This window comes from Streptomyces aculeolatus (assembly GCF_020400605.1).
GTDB classification, from domain to species: Bacteria; Actinomycetota; Actinomycetes; order Streptomycetales; family Streptomycetaceae; genus Streptomyces; species Streptomyces aculeolatus.
The window spans coordinates 14,514-32,795 of the sequence record NZ_JAINRD010000024.1 but is presented as its reverse complement, the minus strand read 5'-3'; the positions used below and the strand labels follow the sequence as shown (position 1 = coordinate 32,795).

Here is an 18,282-nt window from a genome sequence, read left to right as displayed (position 1 = left end):
GGGGGAGGAGGATGGCGATGTTCGAGACCGTTCTGCTGGCCAACAGGGGTGAGATCGCCGTACGGGTCATCCGTACGCTGCGTGCGCTCGGCATCCGCTCCGCGGCGGTGTTCACCGACCCGGACGCGGACGCGCGGCACGTGCGCGAGGCCGACACCGCCGTGCGGATCGAGAGTTACCTGTCGGTCGCCGAACTGCTGCGCGCGGCGCGCGAGACGGGCGCCGAGGCGGTGCACCCGGGGTACGGGTTCCTCGCCGAGAACGCGGAGTTCGCGCGCGCCTGCACGGACGCCGGGCTGGTCTTCGTCGGCCCGCCCGCCGCGGCGATCGAGCTGATGGGCGACAAGATCCGCGCGAAGGAGACGGTACGGGCGGCGGGTGTGCCGGTGGTGCCGGGCTCGACGGGCAGCGGGCTCACGGACGCGGAACTGGCCGCGGCAGCACGGGAGATCGGCATGCCGGTGCTGCTGAAGCCCTCGGCGGGCGGCGGCGGCAAGGGCATGCGGCTGGTCCGGGACGAGGGTGCGCTGGCGGACGAAATCGCCGGGGCCAGACGCGAGGCGCGGGGCTCCTTCGGCGACGACACGCTGCTGGTGGAGCGGTGGATCGACCGGCCGCGGCACATCGAGATCCAGGTGCTGGCGGACGGCCACGGGAACGTGGTGCACCTCGCGGAGCGGGAGTGCTCGCTCCAGCGGCGGCACCAGAAGATCGTCGAGGAGGCGCCGTCGCCGCTGCTGGACGAGGCGACGCGGGCGGCGATGGGCGCGGCGGCCGTGGAGGCGGCGCGCTCCTGCGGGTACGAGGGCGCGGGGACGGTGGAGTTCATCGTGCCCGGCGGCGGCGAGGGCCCGGTCGCGTACTACTTCATGGAGATGAACACCCGGCTCCAGGTGGAGCACCCGGTCACGGAGCTGGTCACGGGGCTCGACCTGGTCGAGTGGCAGCTCCGGGTCGCCGCGGGCGGGCAACTCCCGTTCGCCTCCGGGGAGGTGCCGCTGAAGGGGCACGCCGTGGAGGCCCGGATCTACGCCGAGACGGCGCGGGTCGCCGACGGCGGCGAGCGGGTCGACTTCCTGCCGTCGGCCGGCCGGGTGCGGCTGCTGCGCGAGCCGGCGGGTCCGGGGGTGCGGGTCGACTCGGGGCTCTCCGAGGGCACCGAGGTCGGCACGGCGTACGACCCGATGCTGGCGAAGGTCGTCGCCTGGGGCCCGGACCGCCCCGCGGCGCTGCGGCGGCTGCGGGCGGCGCTGGCGGACACGGTCGTGCTGGGCCTGGACACGAACACGGGCTTCCTGCGCCGGCTGCTGGCGCACCCGGCGGTGGCCGCGGGCGACCTGGACACCGGCCTGGTGGACCGCGACGCGGCGGGCCTGGCGGCGGCCCCGGTGCCGCCGGAGGCGTACGCGGCGGCGGCGCTGCTGGCGCAGTCGGCGCTGGAGTCGGCGGCCCGGCGGCCGGCGGGCCCGGCGGGCTGGACGGACCCGTTCGCGGAGCCCTCGGGCTGGCGCCCGGGCGGGCCGCCGGCGTGGACGGTGCGGTGGTTCCGCGCGGCCGGGCGGGATCCGGTGGAGGTACGGGTCCGGGGGCTGACGCCGGCCGCCGAGGTGCGGACCGGGGACGGCAGCGAGCCGGTACGGGCCGGCCTCCGCACCGGCGGCGACGGCTCCGTCACCCTCGAACTCGGCGGCGTCACCCACCGCTTCGCCTGCGCCGCCGCACCCGACGGCATCTGGCTCGGGCGCGACGGCGACGTCTGGCACCTCGTCGCCCACGACCCCGTCGACGCCGCCCTGCGCGGCGGGGCCCTCGCCGCCGGGGCGGACGCGCTGACCGCGCCCATGCCCGGCACCGTGACGGTCGTCAAGGCCGCGGTGGGCGACCGGGTCGCCGCCGGGCAGAGCCTGCTCGTCGTCGAGGCGATGAAGATGGAGCACGTCATCGCCGCCCCGCACGCCGGCACCGTCGCCGAGCTGGACGCCGTCGCCGGCGGGACCGTGGCCATGGACCAGGTGCTCGCCATCGTCGTACCGGACGACGCACAGGGCGGCGCAGAAGACGAGCCGCAGGGCGAACGACAGGAAGAACCGCGATGACCCACTCCTCCCTCCCCATGCGCGTGCCCGCCGCCGGGCTGCCCGCCCGGGTCCGTATCCACGAGGTCGGGCCCCGCGACGGACTGCAGAACGAGAAGGCCATCGTCCCCACCGACGTCAAGGCCGACTTCGTGCACCGCCTCGCCGCCGCCGGGCTCACCACCGTCGAGGCGACCGGCTTCGTGCACCCCAAGTGGGTCCCCCAGCTCGCCGACGCCGGGGAGGTCCTGCTCCGCCTCACCGACCTGCCCGGCGGCGTCCACGTCCCCGTCCTCGTACCCAACATCCGCGGCCTGGAGCGCGCCACCGCCCACGGTGCCGACCGCGTCGCCGTCCTCGCCAGCGCCACCGAGACCTTCGCCCGGCGCAACCTCAACCGGACCGTCGACGAGTCGCTCGCGATGTTCGACCCGGTCGTCGCGCGGGCCAAGCGGGAGGGGCTGCACGTCCGCGGCTACCTCTCGATGTGCTTCGGCGACCCCTGGGAGGGCCCGGTCCCCCTGGACCAGGTGGTGCGCACCGCCCGTGCGCTCGCCGACATGGGCTGCGACGAGCTGAGCCTCGGCGACACCATCGGCGTCGCCACCCCCGGCCACGTCGGCGCCCTGCTGGACGCCCTCGCCGCGGCCGGCCTCGGCGTCGACCGGCTCGGTGTCCACTTCCACGACACGTACGGCCAGGCCCTGGCCAACACCCTCGCCGCGCTGCAGCACGGCGTCACCACCGTCGACGCCGCCGCCGGCGGCCTCGGCGGCTGCCCGTTCGCCAAGAGCGCGACCGGCAACCTCGCCACCGAAGACCTCGTGTGGATGCTGCAGGGCCTCGGCGTCGAGACCGGCGTCGACCTCGACGCGCTCGTCGCCGCCAGCGTCTGGATGGCCGACCGCCTCGGCCGCCCGAGCCCGTCCCGCACCGTGACCGCCCTCTCCCACAAGGAGTGACCCCGATGACGCCGAGTCTCGACCACCGCCTGTCCCCCGAGCTGGAGCAGCTCCGCCGCACGGTCGAGGAGTTCGCGCACGACGTGGTGGCGCCGAAGATCGGCGACTACTACGAGCGGCACGAGTTCCCGTACGACATCGTGCGCGAGATGGGCGGCATGGGCCTGTTCGGGCTGCCGTTCCCGGAGGAGTACGGCGGCATGGGCGGCGACTACCTGGCGCTCGGCATCGCGCTGGAGGAGCTGGCGCGCGTCGACTCCTCGGTGGCGATCACGCTGGAGGCGGCCTGCTCGCTGGGCGCGATGCCGATCCACCACTTCGGTACGGAGGAGCAGAAGCGCACCTGGCTGCCGAAGCTGTGCTCCGGCGAGATGCTGGGCGCGTTCGGCCTGACGGAGCCGGAGTGCGGCTCCGACGCGGGCGGTACGCGCACCACCGCGCGTCTCGACGAGGCGACCGGCGAGTGGGTGATCAACGGGACGAAGTGCTTCATCACCAACTCCGGCACGGACATCACCGGCCTGGTCACCGTCACCGCCGTCACCGGCAGGAGCGAGTCCGGCAAGCCGGAGATCTCCTCGATCATCGTCCCGTCCGGCACCCCGGGCTTCACGGTCGCCGCCCCCTACTCCAAGGTCGGCTGGAACGCCTCCGACACCCGCGAGCTGTCCTTCTCCGACGTCCGCGTCCCGGCCGCGAACCTGCTGGGCGAACGCGGCCGCGGCTACGCCCAGTTCCTGCGGATCCTGGACGAGGGCCGCATCGCCATCGCCGCGCTCGCCACCGGCCTGGCCCAGGGCTGCGTCGACGAGTCGCTGGCGTACGCCGGGCAGCGCCACGCCTTCGGCCGGCCCATCGGCAGCAACCAGGCCATCCAGTTCAAGCTGGCCGACATGGAGCTGCGCGCCCACACCGCCCGCCTCTCGTGGCGGGACGCGGCATCCAGGCTGGTGCACGGCGAGCCGTTCAAGAAGGAGGCGGCGCTGGCGAAGCTGCACACCTCGACGGTGGCGGTGGACAACGCGCGGGAGGCGACGCAGATCCACGGCGGGTACGGGTTCATGAACGAGTACCCGGTGGCGCGGATGTGGCGGGACTCGAAGATCCTGGAGATCGGCGAGGGGACCAGCGAGGTGCAGCGCATGCTGATCGCCCGCGAGCTGGGCCTGCCGCCCACGGCCTGACGTCCGCGCAGCCGCACGGGCAGCCGCCCGCCCGGACGACCGGCCGCGCCGGGCGGCCGGGCGGCCCCGGGCAAGGGCGGGGCTCAGGGCCAGAGTTCCGCCTTGTGGACGTACCGGAAGCCCGACCGCCACTGCAGCTCGACGTACGCCATCGGCTTGTCCTTCGGGTTCCCGTACGCGTCGAACCCGATAGGCCCGCTGAGGCCCCGGACCTCCTTCGTGGTGCCGAGCTGGAGCAGCATCTGCCGCACCGCGCCCGCGTCCACGGGGTCGTCGCCGTCCGGCCCCGTGGCGAACTCCACTGCCCTGACCAGCGCCAGCATCGCGTCGTGCCCCATGATCGCCTGCCCGCTCTGCAGCGGCCCGTCGCCCGCCGCGCAGGCGTCGCGGCGGGTCCCGGGGCGGAAGTCGGCGCAGTAGCGCTCGGCGAAGTCCGCGAGGGCGGCGGGGTCGCCGGCCCTCGGGTGGGCGTAGGCCGTATACCGTATGCGCAGGCCCTGGGCGCCCCAGCGCTCCAGGTCGGGCGAGTCGAAGTACAGGCCGAGCGCGCTGGATCCCGACACCACGGCCAGGTCGCACCCGGGCTGGTCCGCGAGGGCCTGGACGAACTGCCGCAGGGCGCGCCCGCGGGCGGCGAAGTAGACGGCGTCCAGCTCCTGGCGGGCGCGGCAGACCTGGTCGGCGATGTACGTCAGCGCGTTGGCCGTCGAGCTGCTGCCGGACTCGAAGGAGTAGCCGTCGTCGGTGGCGAGCCGCACCCCGCGCTCGGCCGCCGCCGCCTCGAAGCCGTCGCGCAGCGCCTTGTTGTACGTGTCCCCCGCCTTGATGTCCTTGACGAGGTCGACGCGGTAGCCGGGGTCCTCGCGCTGCCGCCCGGCCAGCTCGCGGGCGGCGATGGCGGCCTGCTGGGCGGTGGGCTGGGAGACGCGGAAAAAGTCGGGGTCCTTGCGGGCCAGTTCGTCGGCGGCGACCGTCGCCCCGACCATCGGTATCCCGGCGCGGCGCAGCCGCCGCACCGTGGCGACGGTGGACTCGACGCTCTGGCCGAGGCCGGTGACGGCGACCAGGTGGTCGTCGCCGCGCGCCCTGCCCTCCAGGTCGCGCACGACCCGCTCGTAGTGCGCCCCGCCCGCCCCGGTGTTGGCGAGCAGCAGCCGCACCTTCGGCGAGGGGCCCTCGTCCGCCCGCGGGTCGTCGGCATCGAGCCGGTTGTGCGCGCGCTGCGCGAGGTACGCGCCCTCCAGCGCCTGGCGGACGACGGTCGGGTCGCGGTCGTCGGCCCGGCCGCCGGCGCTCGCGCCGTCCGCGCCCCGGGTCATGGACTCGACGTACGCGATGCTCACCGACGCCGCGCCGGAGCGCTCGACGCGCTCGTTCTCCTCGCGGATCCGCCGGGTGACCTCGTCCAGTTCCCCGTCGAAGGAGTACGCCCCGTCGGTGACGCCCACGCACTCGCCGCCGAGCCGCACGACCCCGGCGGCGCACGCCTCGTCGCCGCCGAACGTCCGCGGCAGGAACCAGGCCAGCGCGCCGGCCGCGACCAGCGCCACGAGCACCACCGCTCCCCAGGGCGTCGTACCGCCGCGCCCCAGCCGCCGCTCACTCACCGGGCTTCTCCTCGTACTGCCGCGCCTGGTCCAGCAGCGCGGGAGTGCCGCCGCCGAAGGGTCCGTACGCCAGCGTCATGAAGCGGGCGTTGATCTCGCCGTAGAGCTGGCCGTAGAGGTCTTCGAGCGGGTTGCGGTACGGGTCGCCGACGTGATCGGTCTCGGGCGACTCGGCGGGCTCCGGGGCCATCCAGCTCGCCACCAGCAGCCGGGTCACGGTGCGCTCCCTGCTCTCGACCTCGTCGGTGCTGAGGAAGCCGAGCAGTCCCTCGTACCGCTGCTGCGGCGAGTCGGCCTGCGGGGCGTGCGCGCGGCTGCGGGCGCGTACGGGCGCGCGGCGCAGCCGGACGAGGAGGCGGCACCAGCGGGTGGCGTCCGCGCCGCCGAAGCGGTCGTTGAGGAAGCGGGCGGCGGCGTGCAGGTCCTCCAGCGCGAGCCGGTGGTACGCCTCGATCTCCGGCAGCCCGCGCTCGTCGGCGTCGCGGCGCAGCGCCTCGTGGGCGTGCCGCCAGCCGCCGGTGGCCTCCAGGCGGCGCAGGAGGAGCAGCCGCAGCAGCGGGTGGAGGGTCTGCAACGGGCCGTCGGCTGCGCTGTCGCGGGTGCGTACGTGCATGGTCTGCAGGACGTCGCCGGAGAACGCGCCGACCGCGTTGCGCAGGGCGGTCTCGCCCTCCTCCCACAGCGGTCCGGCGGCGACGGCGCGGGCGAGGTCGGTGGCGGCGGCGCAGCGCGGCAGGGCGTCCCACAGGCCGGTCTCGCGGGCGTCGCGGGGCAGCAGGCGCTCCAGCAGGGCGGTGACGAGGGGCGAGTCGGGGGCGAGCGCGCGCTGGATGCGGGTCTCCCACGACTGGCGGTCGTCGGTGGCGAGGAGTTCGTCGAAGAGCTGGCGGGTGGCGAGGGGGTGGCCGCGGGTCACCTCGTACGCGGCCCAGCCCAGCCACTTCACGCCCGCGTCGGGCAGGAGTTCGCTGGCGTCGTCGGCCCCGGGCCGGCCGGCCCCGCCGGCAGCGCCCGTGCCGTCCGCCGCCGTGCTGTCGGCGGCCGCACCGTCGGCCCGCAGCACTTCGAGCGCCTGCGCCTCGACCTCGTCGCGCCGCAGGTCGCGCAGCTGGCCGACGCAGAGCCCGGGGGCGAGCCGCTTGGGCCGGAAGCCGGGGTCCTCGGGGTCCCACCACCCCGGATACCGGCCGGGTTCCGGCTTGTAGCCGAGGGCGGGCTTCTTCAGCGCCTTGGGGTAGGCGGCCGCGGCGGCGAGGACGACGAGCGGGTCCGTGCGCCCGGCGGGCTCGCCCGGCCGCGGCGGCTGCCCGTCCGGGCCCTCCTCCCGGGCCTGGCGCGCGTCGAGCAGCAGCTCCAGCAGGTCGCCGCCGAGCTGGTGTTCCGCGTTGTCGAGGAGCACGAGGCAGCGGGTGTCGTGGACGCGGGCGGCGTGCCCGCGCCCGTACGCGCGGCAGAGGTCGTCCAAAAACGCGCGGGCGAGGTCCTGTTCCGCGCTGCGCCGGGTCGCGGGGTCGTGGAACCGCTTCTTCAGGTCGACCAGGTAGTCCAGGTAGCTGCGGTGGCGCGAGTCGCGCAGCGCCCGGCCGAGGCGCAGCCGCGCGAGGCCGAGCGCCAGGGCCCGCCGGCCGCCCGGCACGAGCAGCAGGGGCGCCCGCAGCGGCGCCGGTACGCCCAGCATGCCGGCGGCCTCCACGAGCCGGCCCAGGAACGCGCCGTCGCCGCCGTCCGCCGGGGCCGGCGCGAGGGCCCGGACCATGGCGCGGGCGGCGGCCTTGCGGCTGTCCAGCGGCACGTCGGCGCGTACGGCGACGGCCTGGACGCCGAAGGAGGGGAACGTGAGCCGGGGCCAGCCGCGCTTGCGGGCGTGCAGGTCGAAGACCACCTCGGCGAGGACGTCGAAGCAGGTGGCGCCGCGCTGCCGGTGCACGGCGACGTCCTGGAGGGACGCGGGGACGTCGTCCCAGGCGGTCCGTAAGTGCCGCAGCAGGGTGCTCTTGCCGCTGCCGCGCGGCCCGAGCACGAGGGTCACCGGCTGCTGCTCGTCGACGGGCGCGGGGTACGTCAGCCGCAGGAACGCGGGCCGGAAGCGCCGCCGCAGCGCGGTGCCCACGTACTCCGTGACGACCCGGTCGCGCCGGGAGCGCCCCTCCCACCCCTGGCCCATGCGGCAGCTCCTCGTCCCCGTCGACGCTGACGGAGCACCAGGCTAGGGGAACGCACCCGGCCGCGATGGTCACTTACCGGGCAGAGACGCCGGCGCGTGCTGTCCGGCGGGACGGGGGCATGGCCTGATCCGGCGGCTGCGCGCGGGAGTTAGGTTAGGTTAGCCTAATCTGCATCGCCGGCCCTTCCGCACGCAGGGACGCGGCCGCGGCCCCGCACCCGCCAGGAAGGTGAGCAGACGTGACCACGGAACCGACCACGCAGACGGAGGAGCCGGCCGCCGCCGAGCCGTTCCGCTTCTTCCGCCTCGACGTCGCCCGCACCGAGCGGCTCAGCCCCACCCTCCTGCGCATCACCTTCGGCGACGACGGCGCCGGCGGCCCCGGGGGCCTCGACGGCTTCGCCTCCGGCGGCCGCGACCAGAGCCTGTCGCTGTTCCTGCCGCACCCCGGCCAGGCGGAGCCGGTGATGCCCACGGGCCCGGACTGGTTCGAGGAGTACCGCGCGCTCGACCCCGGCGTACGGGCCGTGCTGCGGTCGTACACGGTGCGCGCGCAGCGCCCCGGCGAGGTCGACATCGACTTCGTGCTGCACACCGACCCGGCGGGCCCCGCCGCGCAGTGGGCGAGCGGGGCAGAGCCCGGCGACTGGATCATCGCGCTGGGCCCGGCCGTGCCGGACAACACCGCCGTGCGCTTCCGGCTGCCCGAGGGCACGGATCACGTCATCGTGGCCGCCGACGAGACCGCGCTGCCGGCCGCCGCGGCGATCCTGGAGTCGCTGCCCGCCGGGCTGCCGGTGAAGGCGTGGATCCGGGTGCCGCACGCCGACGACGCGATCAAGCTGCACACCGCCGCGGACGCCGAGGTCACCTGGCTCACCGGCCCCACCGCCGGCGTGGTCGACGCGCTGCGCGCCGCGGAGCTGCCCGCGGGGACGCCGTACGCCTGGCTCGCGGGCGAGGCGGGGATGGTGCGGGAGCTGCGCCGCCAGCTCGTACGGGAGCGGGAGTTCGACCGCCGGGCGGTCGCCTTCACCGGCTACTGGCGCCGCGGCGCCTCCGAGGACCAGTTCCGCTACGAGCCCGAGGCGGGGGCCGACGACGACGCGGCCGCGGCGGGGTGAGCCGGCGGCACGTGGCCGAAACGACGGGGGCGGGAAACCCAGGACCAATTACTTAGGTTAGGCTTCCCTAAGTTTTTGGCCCCCGTCGTGAGGACAGCATCCATGAGGTCCCACCTGCTCAACGACCGCACCGCCGGCAGCTACCGCCGTACGGTCACCGCAGGCGTCGAGCACATCGCGGCCCGACTGGCCCATGCAGACCGCCCGTTCACGGGCATCGCACCCCCCGCCCTCGCCCCGGTCGTCGACGCCGTCGACCTCGACCTCCCCCTCGGCGACGCCGATGCCGCCCTGGCCGAACTGGACCGGCTCTACCTGCGCGACGCCGTCTACTTCCACCACCCGCGCTACCTCGCCCACCTCAACTGCCCCGTCGTCATCCCCGCGGTGCTCGGCGAGGCGGTGCTCTCCGCGATCAACTCGTCCCTGGACACCTGGGACCAGTCCGCCGGCGCCACCCTCATCGAGCGCCGCCTCGTCGACTGGACCGCCGCCCGCATCGGCCTCGGCCCGGCCGCGGACGGGGTGTTCACCTCCGGCGGCACCCAGTCCAACCTGCACGCCCTGCTGCTCGCCCGCGAGGAGGCGTGCGACGGCGTGCGCAAGCAGCACGGCGCGGATCTGCGCACCGCCGAGATCCTGCCCCGGCTGCGCGTCCTCGCCTCCGCGCACGGCCACTTCAGCGTCCGGAAGGCCGCCTCGCTGCTCGGCCTCGGCGAGGAGGCCGTCGTCGAGGTGCCGTGCGACGCGGAGCGCCGGATGCGCCCCGCGGCGCTGGCCGCGGCGCTCGCGGAGCTCCAGCGCGACGGCCTCGTCCCCATGGCCGTCGTCGCCACCGCCGGCACCACCGACTTCGGCAGCGTCGACCCGCTGGCGCAGGTCGCCGGGCTGTGCGCCGGGTACGGCGTGTGGCTGCACGTGGACGCGGCGTACGGCTGCGGGCTGCTGGTCTCGGGCCGCCGCCGGCACCTGCTCGCCGGCATCGAGCGCGCCGACTCGGTGACCGTCGACTTCCACAAGTCCTTCTTCCAGCCGGTCAGTTCCTCGGCCGTGCTGGTACGGGACCGGGCGACCCTGCGGCACGCGACGTACCACGCCGACTACCTCAACCCCGAGCGCATGGCCGCCGAGCAGATCCCCAACCAGGTCGACAAGTCACTCCAGACCACCCGCAGGTTCGACGCGCTCAAGCTGTGGCTGACGCTGCGCGTCATGGGCGCCGACGGCGTCGGCTCGCTCTTCGACGAGGTCTGCGACCTCGCCGGGGCCGGGTGGCGGCTGCTGGACGAGGACCCCCGCTTCGAGGTCGTCGTCCGGCCGCAGCTCTCGACGCTGGTCTTCCGCTACGTCCCCGCCGCCCCGGCCGGCACCGCCGCCCCCGGCCCGGTCGACCCCGCCCTCGTCGACGCCGCCAACCTGCACGCCCGCGAACGGCTGGCCGCCTCCGGCGCCGCGATGGTCGCGGGCACCAAGGTCGACGGCCGGCACTACCTGAAGTTCACGCTGCTCAACCCCGAGACCACGACCGAGGACCTGGCCGCCGTCCTCGACCTCATAGCCGCGCACGCCGCCGACCACACCGGAGAATCCCTTGTCCCCGACGTCCCCGCAGCCTCCGCATCCTCCCCAGCCCCGGCAGCCCCGGCAGCCCCGGCAGTCCCGGTCCGCTGAAGGCCGCGTCCACGACTTCGTCGCCGTCGGCCTCGGCCCGTTCAACCTGGGCCTGGCCTGCCTGACCGAGCCGGTCGACGGCCTCGACGGGGTCTTCCTGGAGCGCAAGCCCGACTTCGACTGGCACTCCGGGATGTTCATCGAAGGCAGCACGCTCCAGACGCCGTTCATGTCGGACCTGGTCACGCTGGCCGACCCCACGTCCCCGTACTCCTTCCTCAACTACCTGAAGGAGACCGGGCGGCTGTACTCCTTCTACATCCGCGAGAGCTTCTATCCGCTGCGCGAGGAGTTCAACGACTACTGCCGCTGGGCCGCCGCCCAACTCCCGTCCGTCCGCTTCGGCGAGGAGGTCACGGCCGTCGAACGGGACCCGGTGGACGGCACGTACGCCGTCCGCACCCCGCGCGGCACGTACCGCGGGCGCCGGCTCGTGCTGGGCACCGGCACGCCGCCGTACGTGCCCGAGCCCTGCCGGGGCCTCGGCGGCGACGTCCTCCACAACAGCCGGTACCTGGAGCACCGCGAGCGGCTGCGCGCCAAGGAGTCGGTGACGGTCGTCGGCAGCGGGCAGAGCGCCGCCGAGGTCTACTACGACCTGCTCCAGGACCTGGCGCCCGACGGCTACCAGCTCACCTGGGTGACCCGCTCGCCCAGGTTCTTCCCGCTGGAGTACACCAAGCTGACGCTGGAGATGACCTCGCCCGAGTACGTCGACTACTTCCACGCGCTGCCCGCCCCCGTCCGCGACCGGCTGGGCCCCGCGCAGAAGGGCCTCTACAAGGGCATCAACACCGAGCTGATCGACGCCATCTTCGACCTGCTGTACGTCAAGTCCCGCCGCGGCCCGGTGCCGACGCGGCTGCTCACCAACACCGCACTGGTCTCCGCCGGGTACGCGGACGGCACGTACACCCTGGGGCTGCGCCACGAGGAGCAGGGCCGGGACTTCGACCTGGCCACCCAGGGCCTGGTGCTCGCCACCGGCTACCGCTACGCGGAACCGCCCTTCCTGGCCGGCATCGCCGACCGCCTCGCGCGCGACGAGCAGGGGCGCTTCGCGGTCGCCCGCAACTACTCCGTCGACCACGGGGGCCGCGAGGTCTTCGTCCAGAACGCCGAGCTGCACACCCACGGCTTCGCCGCGCCCGACCTCGGCATGGCCGCGTACCGCAACTCGTGCATCATCCGGGAGATGGCCGGCCGCGAGGTCTACCCGGTCGAGAAGTCCATCGCTTTCCAGGAGTTCGGAGCGCCGGCCTGATGAAACTCACCCTGCGCCCCCTGGACCCGGTCCTGGACGCGCCGCTGCTGCACACCTGGGTCACCCATCCGAAGGCCGCGTTCTGGCTGATGCAGGACTGCACGCCGGAGGAGGTCGAGAAGGAGTACGCGCGGATCGCCGCCGACCCGCACCACGAAGCCTGCGTCGGCCTCGCCGACGGCACCCCCGCCTTCCTCGCCGAGCGCTACGACCCGGCGCACCGCGAGCTGACCGGCGTCTACGGCGCCGAGGCCGGCGACATCGGGATGCACTTCCTCACCGCCCCCGCCGACACCCCCGTGCACGGCTTCACCCGGGCGGTGATCACGGCGGTGATGGAGTGGCTGTTCGCCGACCCGGCGGTGCGCCGGGTCGTGGTCGAACCCGACGCGCGCAACACGGCGGTGCACGCGCTGAACGAGGCCGTGGGCTTCCGGGTGGCGCGCCGGGTGCGGATGCCGGGGCCCCCGGAGAAGGACGCCCTGCTGAGCTTCTGCACCCGCGAGCAGTTCGCGGCCGCGCGGGCCGCGGCGCCCTCCGCCGCCACCGAGCACCTCACCCCCGACCGCTGGGCGGAGGCGACCCGCCGGCTGCTGGCCAAGGCCATCGGGGAGTTCACCCACGAGCGGCTGCTGACGCCCGAGCCGCGCGGGGTCGGCTCGTACGCGCTACGGGCCGGGGACACCGAGTACCGCTTCGAGGCCCGGCGCTACGCGCTGGACCACTGGCGCGTCGACCCGCGCACCGTCACCCGCCACGCCCCCGGCGACCCGCCCGCCGGCTCGGCGCCCGACGCGCTGCGGTTCTTCGCCGAACTCCGCGAGCCGCTGGGGCTGAGCGCCGAGGTGCTGCCGGTGTACCTGGAGGAGATCACCTCGACGCTGGCGAGCACCGCGTACAAGCTCGCCGGCCCCGAGGACGCGGACCTCGCGACCGCGGACTTCCAGCGGATCGAGGCGGGGATGACGGAGGGCCACCCCTGCTTCGTCGCCAACAACGGCCGCCTGGGCCTGGGCGCCGCCGACTACCGCGCGTACGCCCCCGAGACCGGCGCCCGAACCCGCCTCGTCTGGCTCGCCGCCCACCGCGACCGGGCGACGTTCACCTGCGCCGCAGACCTCGACTACGGCACGCTGCTGCGCGCGGAGCTGGACCCCGCCGTGCTCACCGGCTTCGACGCCCGCCTGAGGGCCCTGGGCCTGGACCCGGACGACTACCTGCTGATGCCCGCGCACCCCTGGCAGTGGGAGCACAAGCTGTCGGTCACGTTCGCGGGCGAGGTCGCCTCGCGCCGGCTGGTGCACCTCGGCGAGAGCGCGGACACGTACCAGCCGCAGCAGTCCATACGCACCTTCTTCAACACCTCCGCGCCCGGCCGGCACTACGTCAAGACCGCGCTGTCCGTACTCAACATGGGCTTCATGCGGGGCCTCTCCGCCGCGTACATGGAGGCCACGCCGGCGATCAACGACTGGGTGGCCGGGCTGGTCGACCAGGACGAGGTGCTGCGCGGCACGGGCCTGGTGATCCTGCGCGAACTGGCCGCGGTCGGCTACCGCCACGAGGCGTACGAGGCCGCCACCGCCCCCGGCTCCCCGTACCGCAAGATGCTGGCCGCGCTGTGGCGGGAGAGCCCGGTGCCGCGGCTCGCCGAGGGCGAGCGGCTGGCGACGATGGCGGCACTGCTGCACACCGACCGCGCCGGCCGGCCGCTGGCGGCGGCGCTGATCGAGGGCTCGGGGCTGGCGCCGGAGGTGTGGCTGCGGCGGTACCTGGACGCGTACCTGACGCCGCTGCTGCACGCCTTCTACGCGTACGGGCTGGCGTTCATGCCGCACGGCGAGAACGTCATCCTCGTCCTCGACGAGGCGGGGGCGGTGCAGCGCGCGGTCTTCAAGGACATCGCGGAGGAGGTCGTGGTCATGGATCCGGACCTGCCGCTGCCGCCGGCGGCGGAGCGCATCCGCGCGGAGGTCCCCGACGACATGCAGCTTCTGTCGGTCTTCACGGACGTCTTCGACTGCTTCTTCCGCTTCCTGGCACCGCTGCTGGACGAGGCGGGGGTGCTGGGCGAGGAGGACTTCTGGCGCACGGTCGCGGAGTGCGCGCGGGACTACCGGGCGTCGGTGCCGGACCTGGCGGACCGGTTCGAGCGGCACGACCTGTTCGCGCCGGAGTTCGCGCTGTCGTGCCTCAACAGGCTGCAGCTGCGGGACAACAGGCAGATGGTCGACCTGACGGACCCGTCGGCGGCACTGCAGTTGGTGGGCACGCTGCGCAACCCGCTGGCACCGTACGCGGAGAGGTAGGCACGGGACACGCCCGACCGACAGGTACCCACCCGCCGCATCCGCCCCGCATGGCATGCCCCCCTCGCACCCGCCCAAGGGTAGGCCGCCCCACCGACAACGGCGCGCCACGGCCCGCCCCGGCCGTCCTTCACCCCCGCAGCAGCGCGTTGAGCCGCGCCGCCTGGCGGGTCAGGTGGTCGCGTTCCGGGATGTTCGGTGCCGAGCGGGCCGCCTCGGCGTACAGCCGGGCCGCGGTCGCGGCGTCGCCGTCCCGCTCGTGCAGGTACGCCGACACCGCCGCGTACCGCGGCAGCGAGGGGTCGAGCCGCGCCAGCGCCGCCAGCCCCGCCCGCGCGCCGTCGGCCTCGCCCACCGCGACCGCCCGGTTGAGCCGGGCCACCGGGCTGTCGGTGAGGCGTACCAGCTCGTCGTACCACTCGACGATCTGTACCCAGTCCGTCTCCCCCGCCGTCGGGGCGTCGGCGTGGAGGGCGGCGATCGCCGCCTGCGCCTGGAACTCGCCCAGGCGGTCGCGCGCCAGCGCGGCCTGGAGCATCCCGATGCCCTCGGCGATCAGCCCGGTGTCCCACAGCCCGCGGTCCTGCTCGGCGAGCGGCACCAGCCTGCCGTCCGGGCCGGTACGCGCCGGCCGCCGCGCGTGGTGGAGCAGCATGAGCGCCAGCAGCCCCACGACCTCCTCGGCACCGCCCGCACCCCCGCCCCCGCCACCACCGCTCAAGGCCCCGGCCCCGCTCATCCCACCCGTCACGGCCGCCAGTTGCCGCGTCAACCGGATCGCCTCGCCGGACAGGTCGACGTCGCCGGAGTAGCCCTCGTTGAAGACCAGGTAAAGCACTCGCAGCACCGTCGCGAGGTCCCCGGGCTGGTCGAAGCGCACCCCGGAGACCGTCCGCTTGGCTCTGCTGATCCGCTGGGCCATGGTCGCCTCGGGCACCAGGTACGCCCGCGCGATCTGCCGCGTCGTCAGGCCGCCGACCGCGCGCAGCGTCAGCGCGACGGCCGAGGCAGGCGTCAGGGACGGGTGCGCGCACAGGAAGTAGAGCTGGAGCGTGTCGTCGACCGACCCGCCGCCTTCCGGTACGGGCTCCGCGTCGACCTGTTCCTCGCGCCGCCGCCGGGAGGTGTCGGCCCGTACTGCGTCGAGGAACTTGCGCCACGCCACCGTGATCAGCCACGCCTTGGGGTCCCGCGGCGCGTCGCCGTCGGATCCGCCGCATACGGCCTCGACCAGGGCGTCCTGTACGGCGTCCTCGGCCGCCGCGAAGTCGGCTCCGCGGCGGACGAGAACCCCGATGACCTCGGGCACCAGCTCCCGCAGCAGTGACTCGTTCACTCGGTGGCCGTGGCCTGCTCGCCGTACGCCGGGCGGATCTCCAGCCACTCGTGGATCGGCTTGCCGCCCGCGCCGGGCGCGGCGGACAGCTCGGCGGCCAGTTCCAGCGCGCGGTCGTAGGTCTCGACGTCGATCACCATCCAGCCGGCGATCAGGTCCTTGGTCTCCGCGAACGGCCCGTCGGTGACCGGGGGCCGGCCCTCGCCGTCGTAGCGGACGAAGGTGCCCTCCGGGGAGAGCGCCTGCTCGCCGACGTACTCGCCGGTGGTCTCCAGCCGGGCGGCGAAGTCGCGCATGTACTGGATGTGGGCTGTGACCTCCTCGGGCTTCCACTGGTCCATCGGTACGTCGTTGACCGCCGCCGGCGCGCCGCGGTAGTGCTTGAGCAGCAGGTACTTGGCCATGATCTTCTCCTTGCCGGGGTACGGCCCATTGTGGGCCGCGTTCATCCCTGGGACGGAGCCGCGCGCCGGTTCTCGACATCCGGCGGGAAAAAACTCCTGAGCGGGCTGCCGTACGCCCCACGCCCTCAGCGCAGCGCGTCCGCACCCCGGGCCGCCGCCCGCAGGAAGAACGGCACCGTCAGCGCCGACGCCACCGCGAAGAAGCCGAACGCCGCCCGCGGCCCGGCCAGCTCGGCGAGCAGCCCCACCAACCCGGCGCCCAGCGGCATCGCGCCCCAGGCGAACATCCGGTTCGCGGAGCTGAACCGGCCGAGCATCGCGTCCGGGACCGCCCGCTGGATGACCGTGCGGCTGTTGACCGTCCACAGCGTGCCGCCGAGCCCGCCGAGGAACGCCGCCACGGCGACGGCGCGCGCGTCCGCCGTCAGCGCCGGGACGGCGGCCATCGCGGCGGTGCCGAAGAGGTCGGCGAGCATCACGCGGCGGCGGCCCAGGAGACGGTTGAGCCGGGTGACGGTGACGGCGCCGAGGAGCCCGCCGATGCCGAGGGCACTGAGCAGGACGCCGTACTCGCCGGGGGTCAGGCCCATGTCGCGGGTGGCGTAGAGGGGGATGAGCGCGAGCCAGGCGCCCCAGGTGCCGGAGAGCACGGTGAGGATGAGGGAGAGGGAGCGCAGCAGGCGGTGCTGCCAGAGGTAGCGCAGCCCTTCGGCGATCTGCCCGTTGACGGTGGTGGCGGGCGCAGCCGCCGGGCCGCCGCCCGCGTACGCGGCAGCGCCCCCGGCCCCGCCGGCCCCGCCAGCCCCGCCAGCTCCGCCGGCGCCGTCAGCTCCGCCGGCGCCCGACGCACCCGACGCACCCGCCCGGAACCGCCCCACGAGCAGCAGCAGCACGAGCGCCGCCGCGGCGTACGCGACCCAGGTCGCCCCCAGCGCGTACCCGGCGCCCAGCGCGATGAGCAGCCCGCCGACGAACGGCCCGGCGAACTCGCTGAACACCGTCTCCGCCCCGGCCATCCACGCGTTCGCCTTATCCCGCCCGGCGGGCGGCACGGCGGCGGGAACGAGGGCGGTGGCGGCCGTGGAGGCGACGACGTCGGCGATGCCGATGGCGGCGCCGGCCGCGGCCAGCAGGGCGATGGACAGATCGCCGCTCGCGGCGGCGGCGAGCAGCGGCACCATCGCGAGCAGCCGCAGCACGTTGGTGATCCACAGCAGCCGGCGGCGGTCGACGCGGTCGACGAGCACGCCCGCGTGCAGAGCGACGAGGAGCCAGGGCAGCGAGATGGCCAGCGCCACCCCGGTGACCTGCGCGGGCGAGCCGCCGGCGCGTACGGCGAGCAGCGGCAGGGCCATCTTCACGACGCCGTCGGCGAGGTTCGTCACGGCGGTGAACGCGACGAGGACGGCGGTGTTGCGGCGCCCGGCGTCCCGCCCGGGCCGTAGCCGATCGCTCTCCAGCACTCCGGCTGCACCCATCACGCGCCCCCTCTAACCATCAAAGCCGTTTACCGGTGAGAGGAAGTTACCACCAAACGCGATAGCCGGTAAAGTGGCCCGCATGCGTGCACCGCCCCGGGCCGCCGAGCTGGTGGCCGACTTCGCCAACACCCTCGACATCCACGCCGGTACGGACACGCTGAGCACCCCGGACGAGCTGGCGGCCTGGCTGAGAACGCACGACCTGCCGACAGCCGACACCCCGTCCCCCGCCCTTCACGAGGCCGCGGTCGCCCTGCGAGCCGGCATCCGCGCACACCTCGGCACCCACGTGGGCGACCCCCCGGACCCCGAAGCGGCAGCAGCAGCCGACGAGGCCCTGACCCGCTTCCCGGTGCACATCACGGCGAACGGCACCCCCGCCCCCGCCCCCGGCCTGGCGGACACCGAGAGGGGAATCGCGGAGCTGGCCCTCGCCTGGAGCACGCTGACGATCACCGGGGACGCGGCCCGGCTGAAGCGCTGCGCGGAGCACACCTGCCACGAGGCGTTCTGGGACACCTCGAAGAACCGCAGCAAACGCTGGTGCTCGATGCAGGGCTGCGGCAACAGAGCCAAGGCCCGCACCTACGCCGCCCGCCGAGCCGCCGCCACCGGCTGACCGCGGGGTTCCCCGGACGCGAAGCCGAATACTTCGCTTGACCCCAATGAGTGAGTGCGGAAGCACGCGAACCCGCGTCAGC

General features: G+C 74.7%; 13 protein-coding genes. 8 read left to right on the top strand and 5 right to left on the bottom strand.

Annotated elements, in window-relative coordinates; translation table 11 throughout:
• Window positions 1-17: 17 nt before the first annotated feature.
• The 3 genes from LG396_RS30935 to LG396_RS30925 are packed head-to-tail and all read left to right on the top strand — an operon-like array spanning window position 18 to window position 4,221.
• On the top strand, window positions 18-2,096 hold the full coding sequence (locus tag LG396_RS30935; RefSeq protein ID WP_225797279.1) for an acetyl/propionyl/methylcrotonyl-CoA carboxylase subunit alpha: 2,079 nt from the start codon (window positions 18-20) through the stop codon (window positions 2,094-2,096).
• The gene (locus LG396_RS30930; protein WP_018834127.1) at window positions 2,093-3,037 is read left to right on the top strand and encodes a hydroxymethylglutaryl-CoA lyase; all 945 of its coding nucleotides are present in this window, start codon (window positions 2,093-2,095) and stop codon (window positions 3,035-3,037) included. Before LG396_RS30935 ends, LG396_RS30930 begins: the two co-directional genes overlap by 4 nt.
• Window positions 3,038-3,042: 5 nt before the next feature.
• The gene (locus LG396_RS30925) at window positions 3,043-4,221 is read left to right on the top strand and encodes an acyl-CoA dehydrogenase family protein (protein ID WP_225797278.1); all 1,179 of its coding nucleotides are present in this window, start codon (window positions 3,043-3,045) and stop codon (window positions 4,219-4,221) included.
• A gap of 83 nt (window positions 4,222-4,304) precedes the next feature.
• On the opposite strand, the gene LG396_RS30920 is transcribed toward LG396_RS30925, so the two are convergent.
• Window positions 4,305-5,828, bottom strand: a complete 1,524-nt coding sequence (locus LG396_RS30920) for a type 1 periplasmic-binding domain-containing protein (RefSeq protein ID WP_225797277.1) — start codon at window positions 5,826-5,828, stop codon at window positions 4,305-4,307.
• Entirely contained in the window at window positions 5,821-7,992 is a 2,172-nt protein-coding gene (locus LG396_RS30915) for a P-loop NTPase family protein (RefSeq protein ID WP_225797276.1), read from the bottom strand. Before LG396_RS30915 ends, LG396_RS30920 begins: the two co-directional genes overlap by 8 nt.
• 239 nt (window positions 7,993-8,231) lie before the next feature.
• On the opposite strand from LG396_RS30915, the gene LG396_RS30910 reads away from it, so the two are divergent.
• The 4 genes from LG396_RS30910 to LG396_RS30890 all read left to right on the top strand — a co-directional run bounded on the left by LG396_RS30910 (window position 8,232) and on the right by LG396_RS30890 (window position 14,360).
• Window positions 8,232-9,116 (top strand): siderophore-interacting protein, encoded by an 885-nt coding sequence (locus LG396_RS30910; protein WP_225797275.1) that lies wholly within the window; start codon window positions 8,232-8,234, stop codon window positions 9,114-9,116.
• Between the two features lie 102 nt (window positions 9,117-9,218).
• A complete protein-coding gene (locus LG396_RS30905) occupies window positions 9,219-10,787 on the top strand; it encodes a pyridoxal phosphate-dependent decarboxylase family protein (RefSeq protein WP_225797274.1) in 1,569 nt (522 codons plus the stop codon).
• Window positions 10,708-12,051 (top strand): lysine N(6)-hydroxylase/L-ornithine N(5)-oxygenase family protein, encoded by a 1,344-nt coding sequence (locus tag LG396_RS30900; protein WP_225797273.1) that lies wholly within the window; start codon window positions 10,708-10,710, stop codon window positions 12,049-12,051. Before LG396_RS30905 ends, LG396_RS30900 begins: the two co-directional genes overlap by 80 nt.
• Window positions 12,051-14,360, top strand: a complete 2,310-nt coding sequence (locus tag LG396_RS30890; RefSeq protein ID WP_308190142.1) for a GNAT family N-acetyltransferase — start codon at window positions 12,051-12,053, stop codon at window positions 14,358-14,360. Before LG396_RS30900 ends, LG396_RS30890 begins: the two co-directional genes overlap by 1 nt.
• Before the next feature lie 130 nt (window positions 14,361-14,490).
• On the opposite strand, the gene LG396_RS30885 is transcribed toward LG396_RS30890, so the two are convergent.
• From LG396_RS30885 to LG396_RS30875, 3 genes are all read right to left on the bottom strand, one after another.
• A complete protein-coding gene (locus LG396_RS30885; RefSeq protein ID WP_225797272.1) occupies window positions 14,491-15,696 on the bottom strand; it encodes an RNA polymerase sigma factor in 1,206 nt (401 codons plus the stop codon).
• Window positions 15,693-16,100, bottom strand: coding sequence for a YciI family protein (locus LG396_RS30880; RefSeq protein WP_026276006.1), 408 nt, complete (start codon window positions 16,098-16,100; stop codon window positions 15,693-15,695). Before LG396_RS30880 ends, LG396_RS30885 begins: the two co-directional genes overlap by 4 nt.
• 125 nt (window positions 16,101-16,225) lie before the next feature.
• Window positions 16,226-17,578, bottom strand: coding sequence for an MFS transporter (locus LG396_RS30875; RefSeq protein ID WP_225797271.1), 1,353 nt, complete (start codon window positions 17,576-17,578; stop codon window positions 16,226-16,228).
• 73 nt (window positions 17,579-17,651) lie between these two features.
• Here LG396_RS30875 and LG396_RS30870 point away from each other — a divergent pair, with 73 nt between their 5' ends.
• Entirely contained in the window at window positions 17,652-18,200 is a 549-nt protein-coding gene (locus LG396_RS30870; RefSeq protein ID WP_225797270.1) for a CGNR zinc finger domain-containing protein, read from the top strand.
• Window positions 18,201-18,282 lie beyond the last annotated feature (82 nt).

Excerpts from the sequence above, each read along its gene's own strand:
- LG396_RS30905 (WP_225797274.1), top strand. The coding sequence starts at position 9,219 with ATGAGGTCCCACCTGCTCAACGACCGCACCGCCGGCAGCTACCGCCGT.
- LG396_RS30925 (WP_225797278.1), top strand. The coding sequence starts at position 3,043 with ATGACGCCGAGTCTCGACCACCGCCTGTCCCCCGAGCTGGAGCAGCTC.
- LG396_RS30875 (WP_225797271.1), bottom strand. The coding sequence starts at position 17,578 with ATGGGTGCAGCCGGAGTGCTGGAGAGCGATCGGCTACGGCCCGGGCGG.
- LG396_RS30890 (WP_308190142.1), top strand. The coding sequence starts at position 12,051 with ATGAAACTCACCCTGCGCCCCCTGGACCCGGTCCTGGACGCGCCGCTG.
- LG396_RS30915 (WP_225797276.1), bottom strand. The coding sequence starts at position 7,992 with ATGGGCCAGGGGTGGGAGGGGCGCTCCCGGCGCGACCGGGTCGTCACG.
- LG396_RS30935 (WP_225797279.1), top strand. The coding sequence starts at position 18 with ATGTTCGAGACCGTTCTGCTGGCCAACAGGGGTGAGATCGCCGTACGG.
- LG396_RS30880 (WP_026276006.1), bottom strand. The coding sequence starts at position 16,100 with ATGGCCAAGTACCTGCTGCTCAAGCACTACCGCGGCGCGCCGGCGGCG.
- LG396_RS30930 (WP_018834127.1), top strand. The coding sequence starts at position 2,093 with ATGACCCACTCCTCCCTCCCCATGCGCGTGCCCGCCGCCGGGCTGCCC.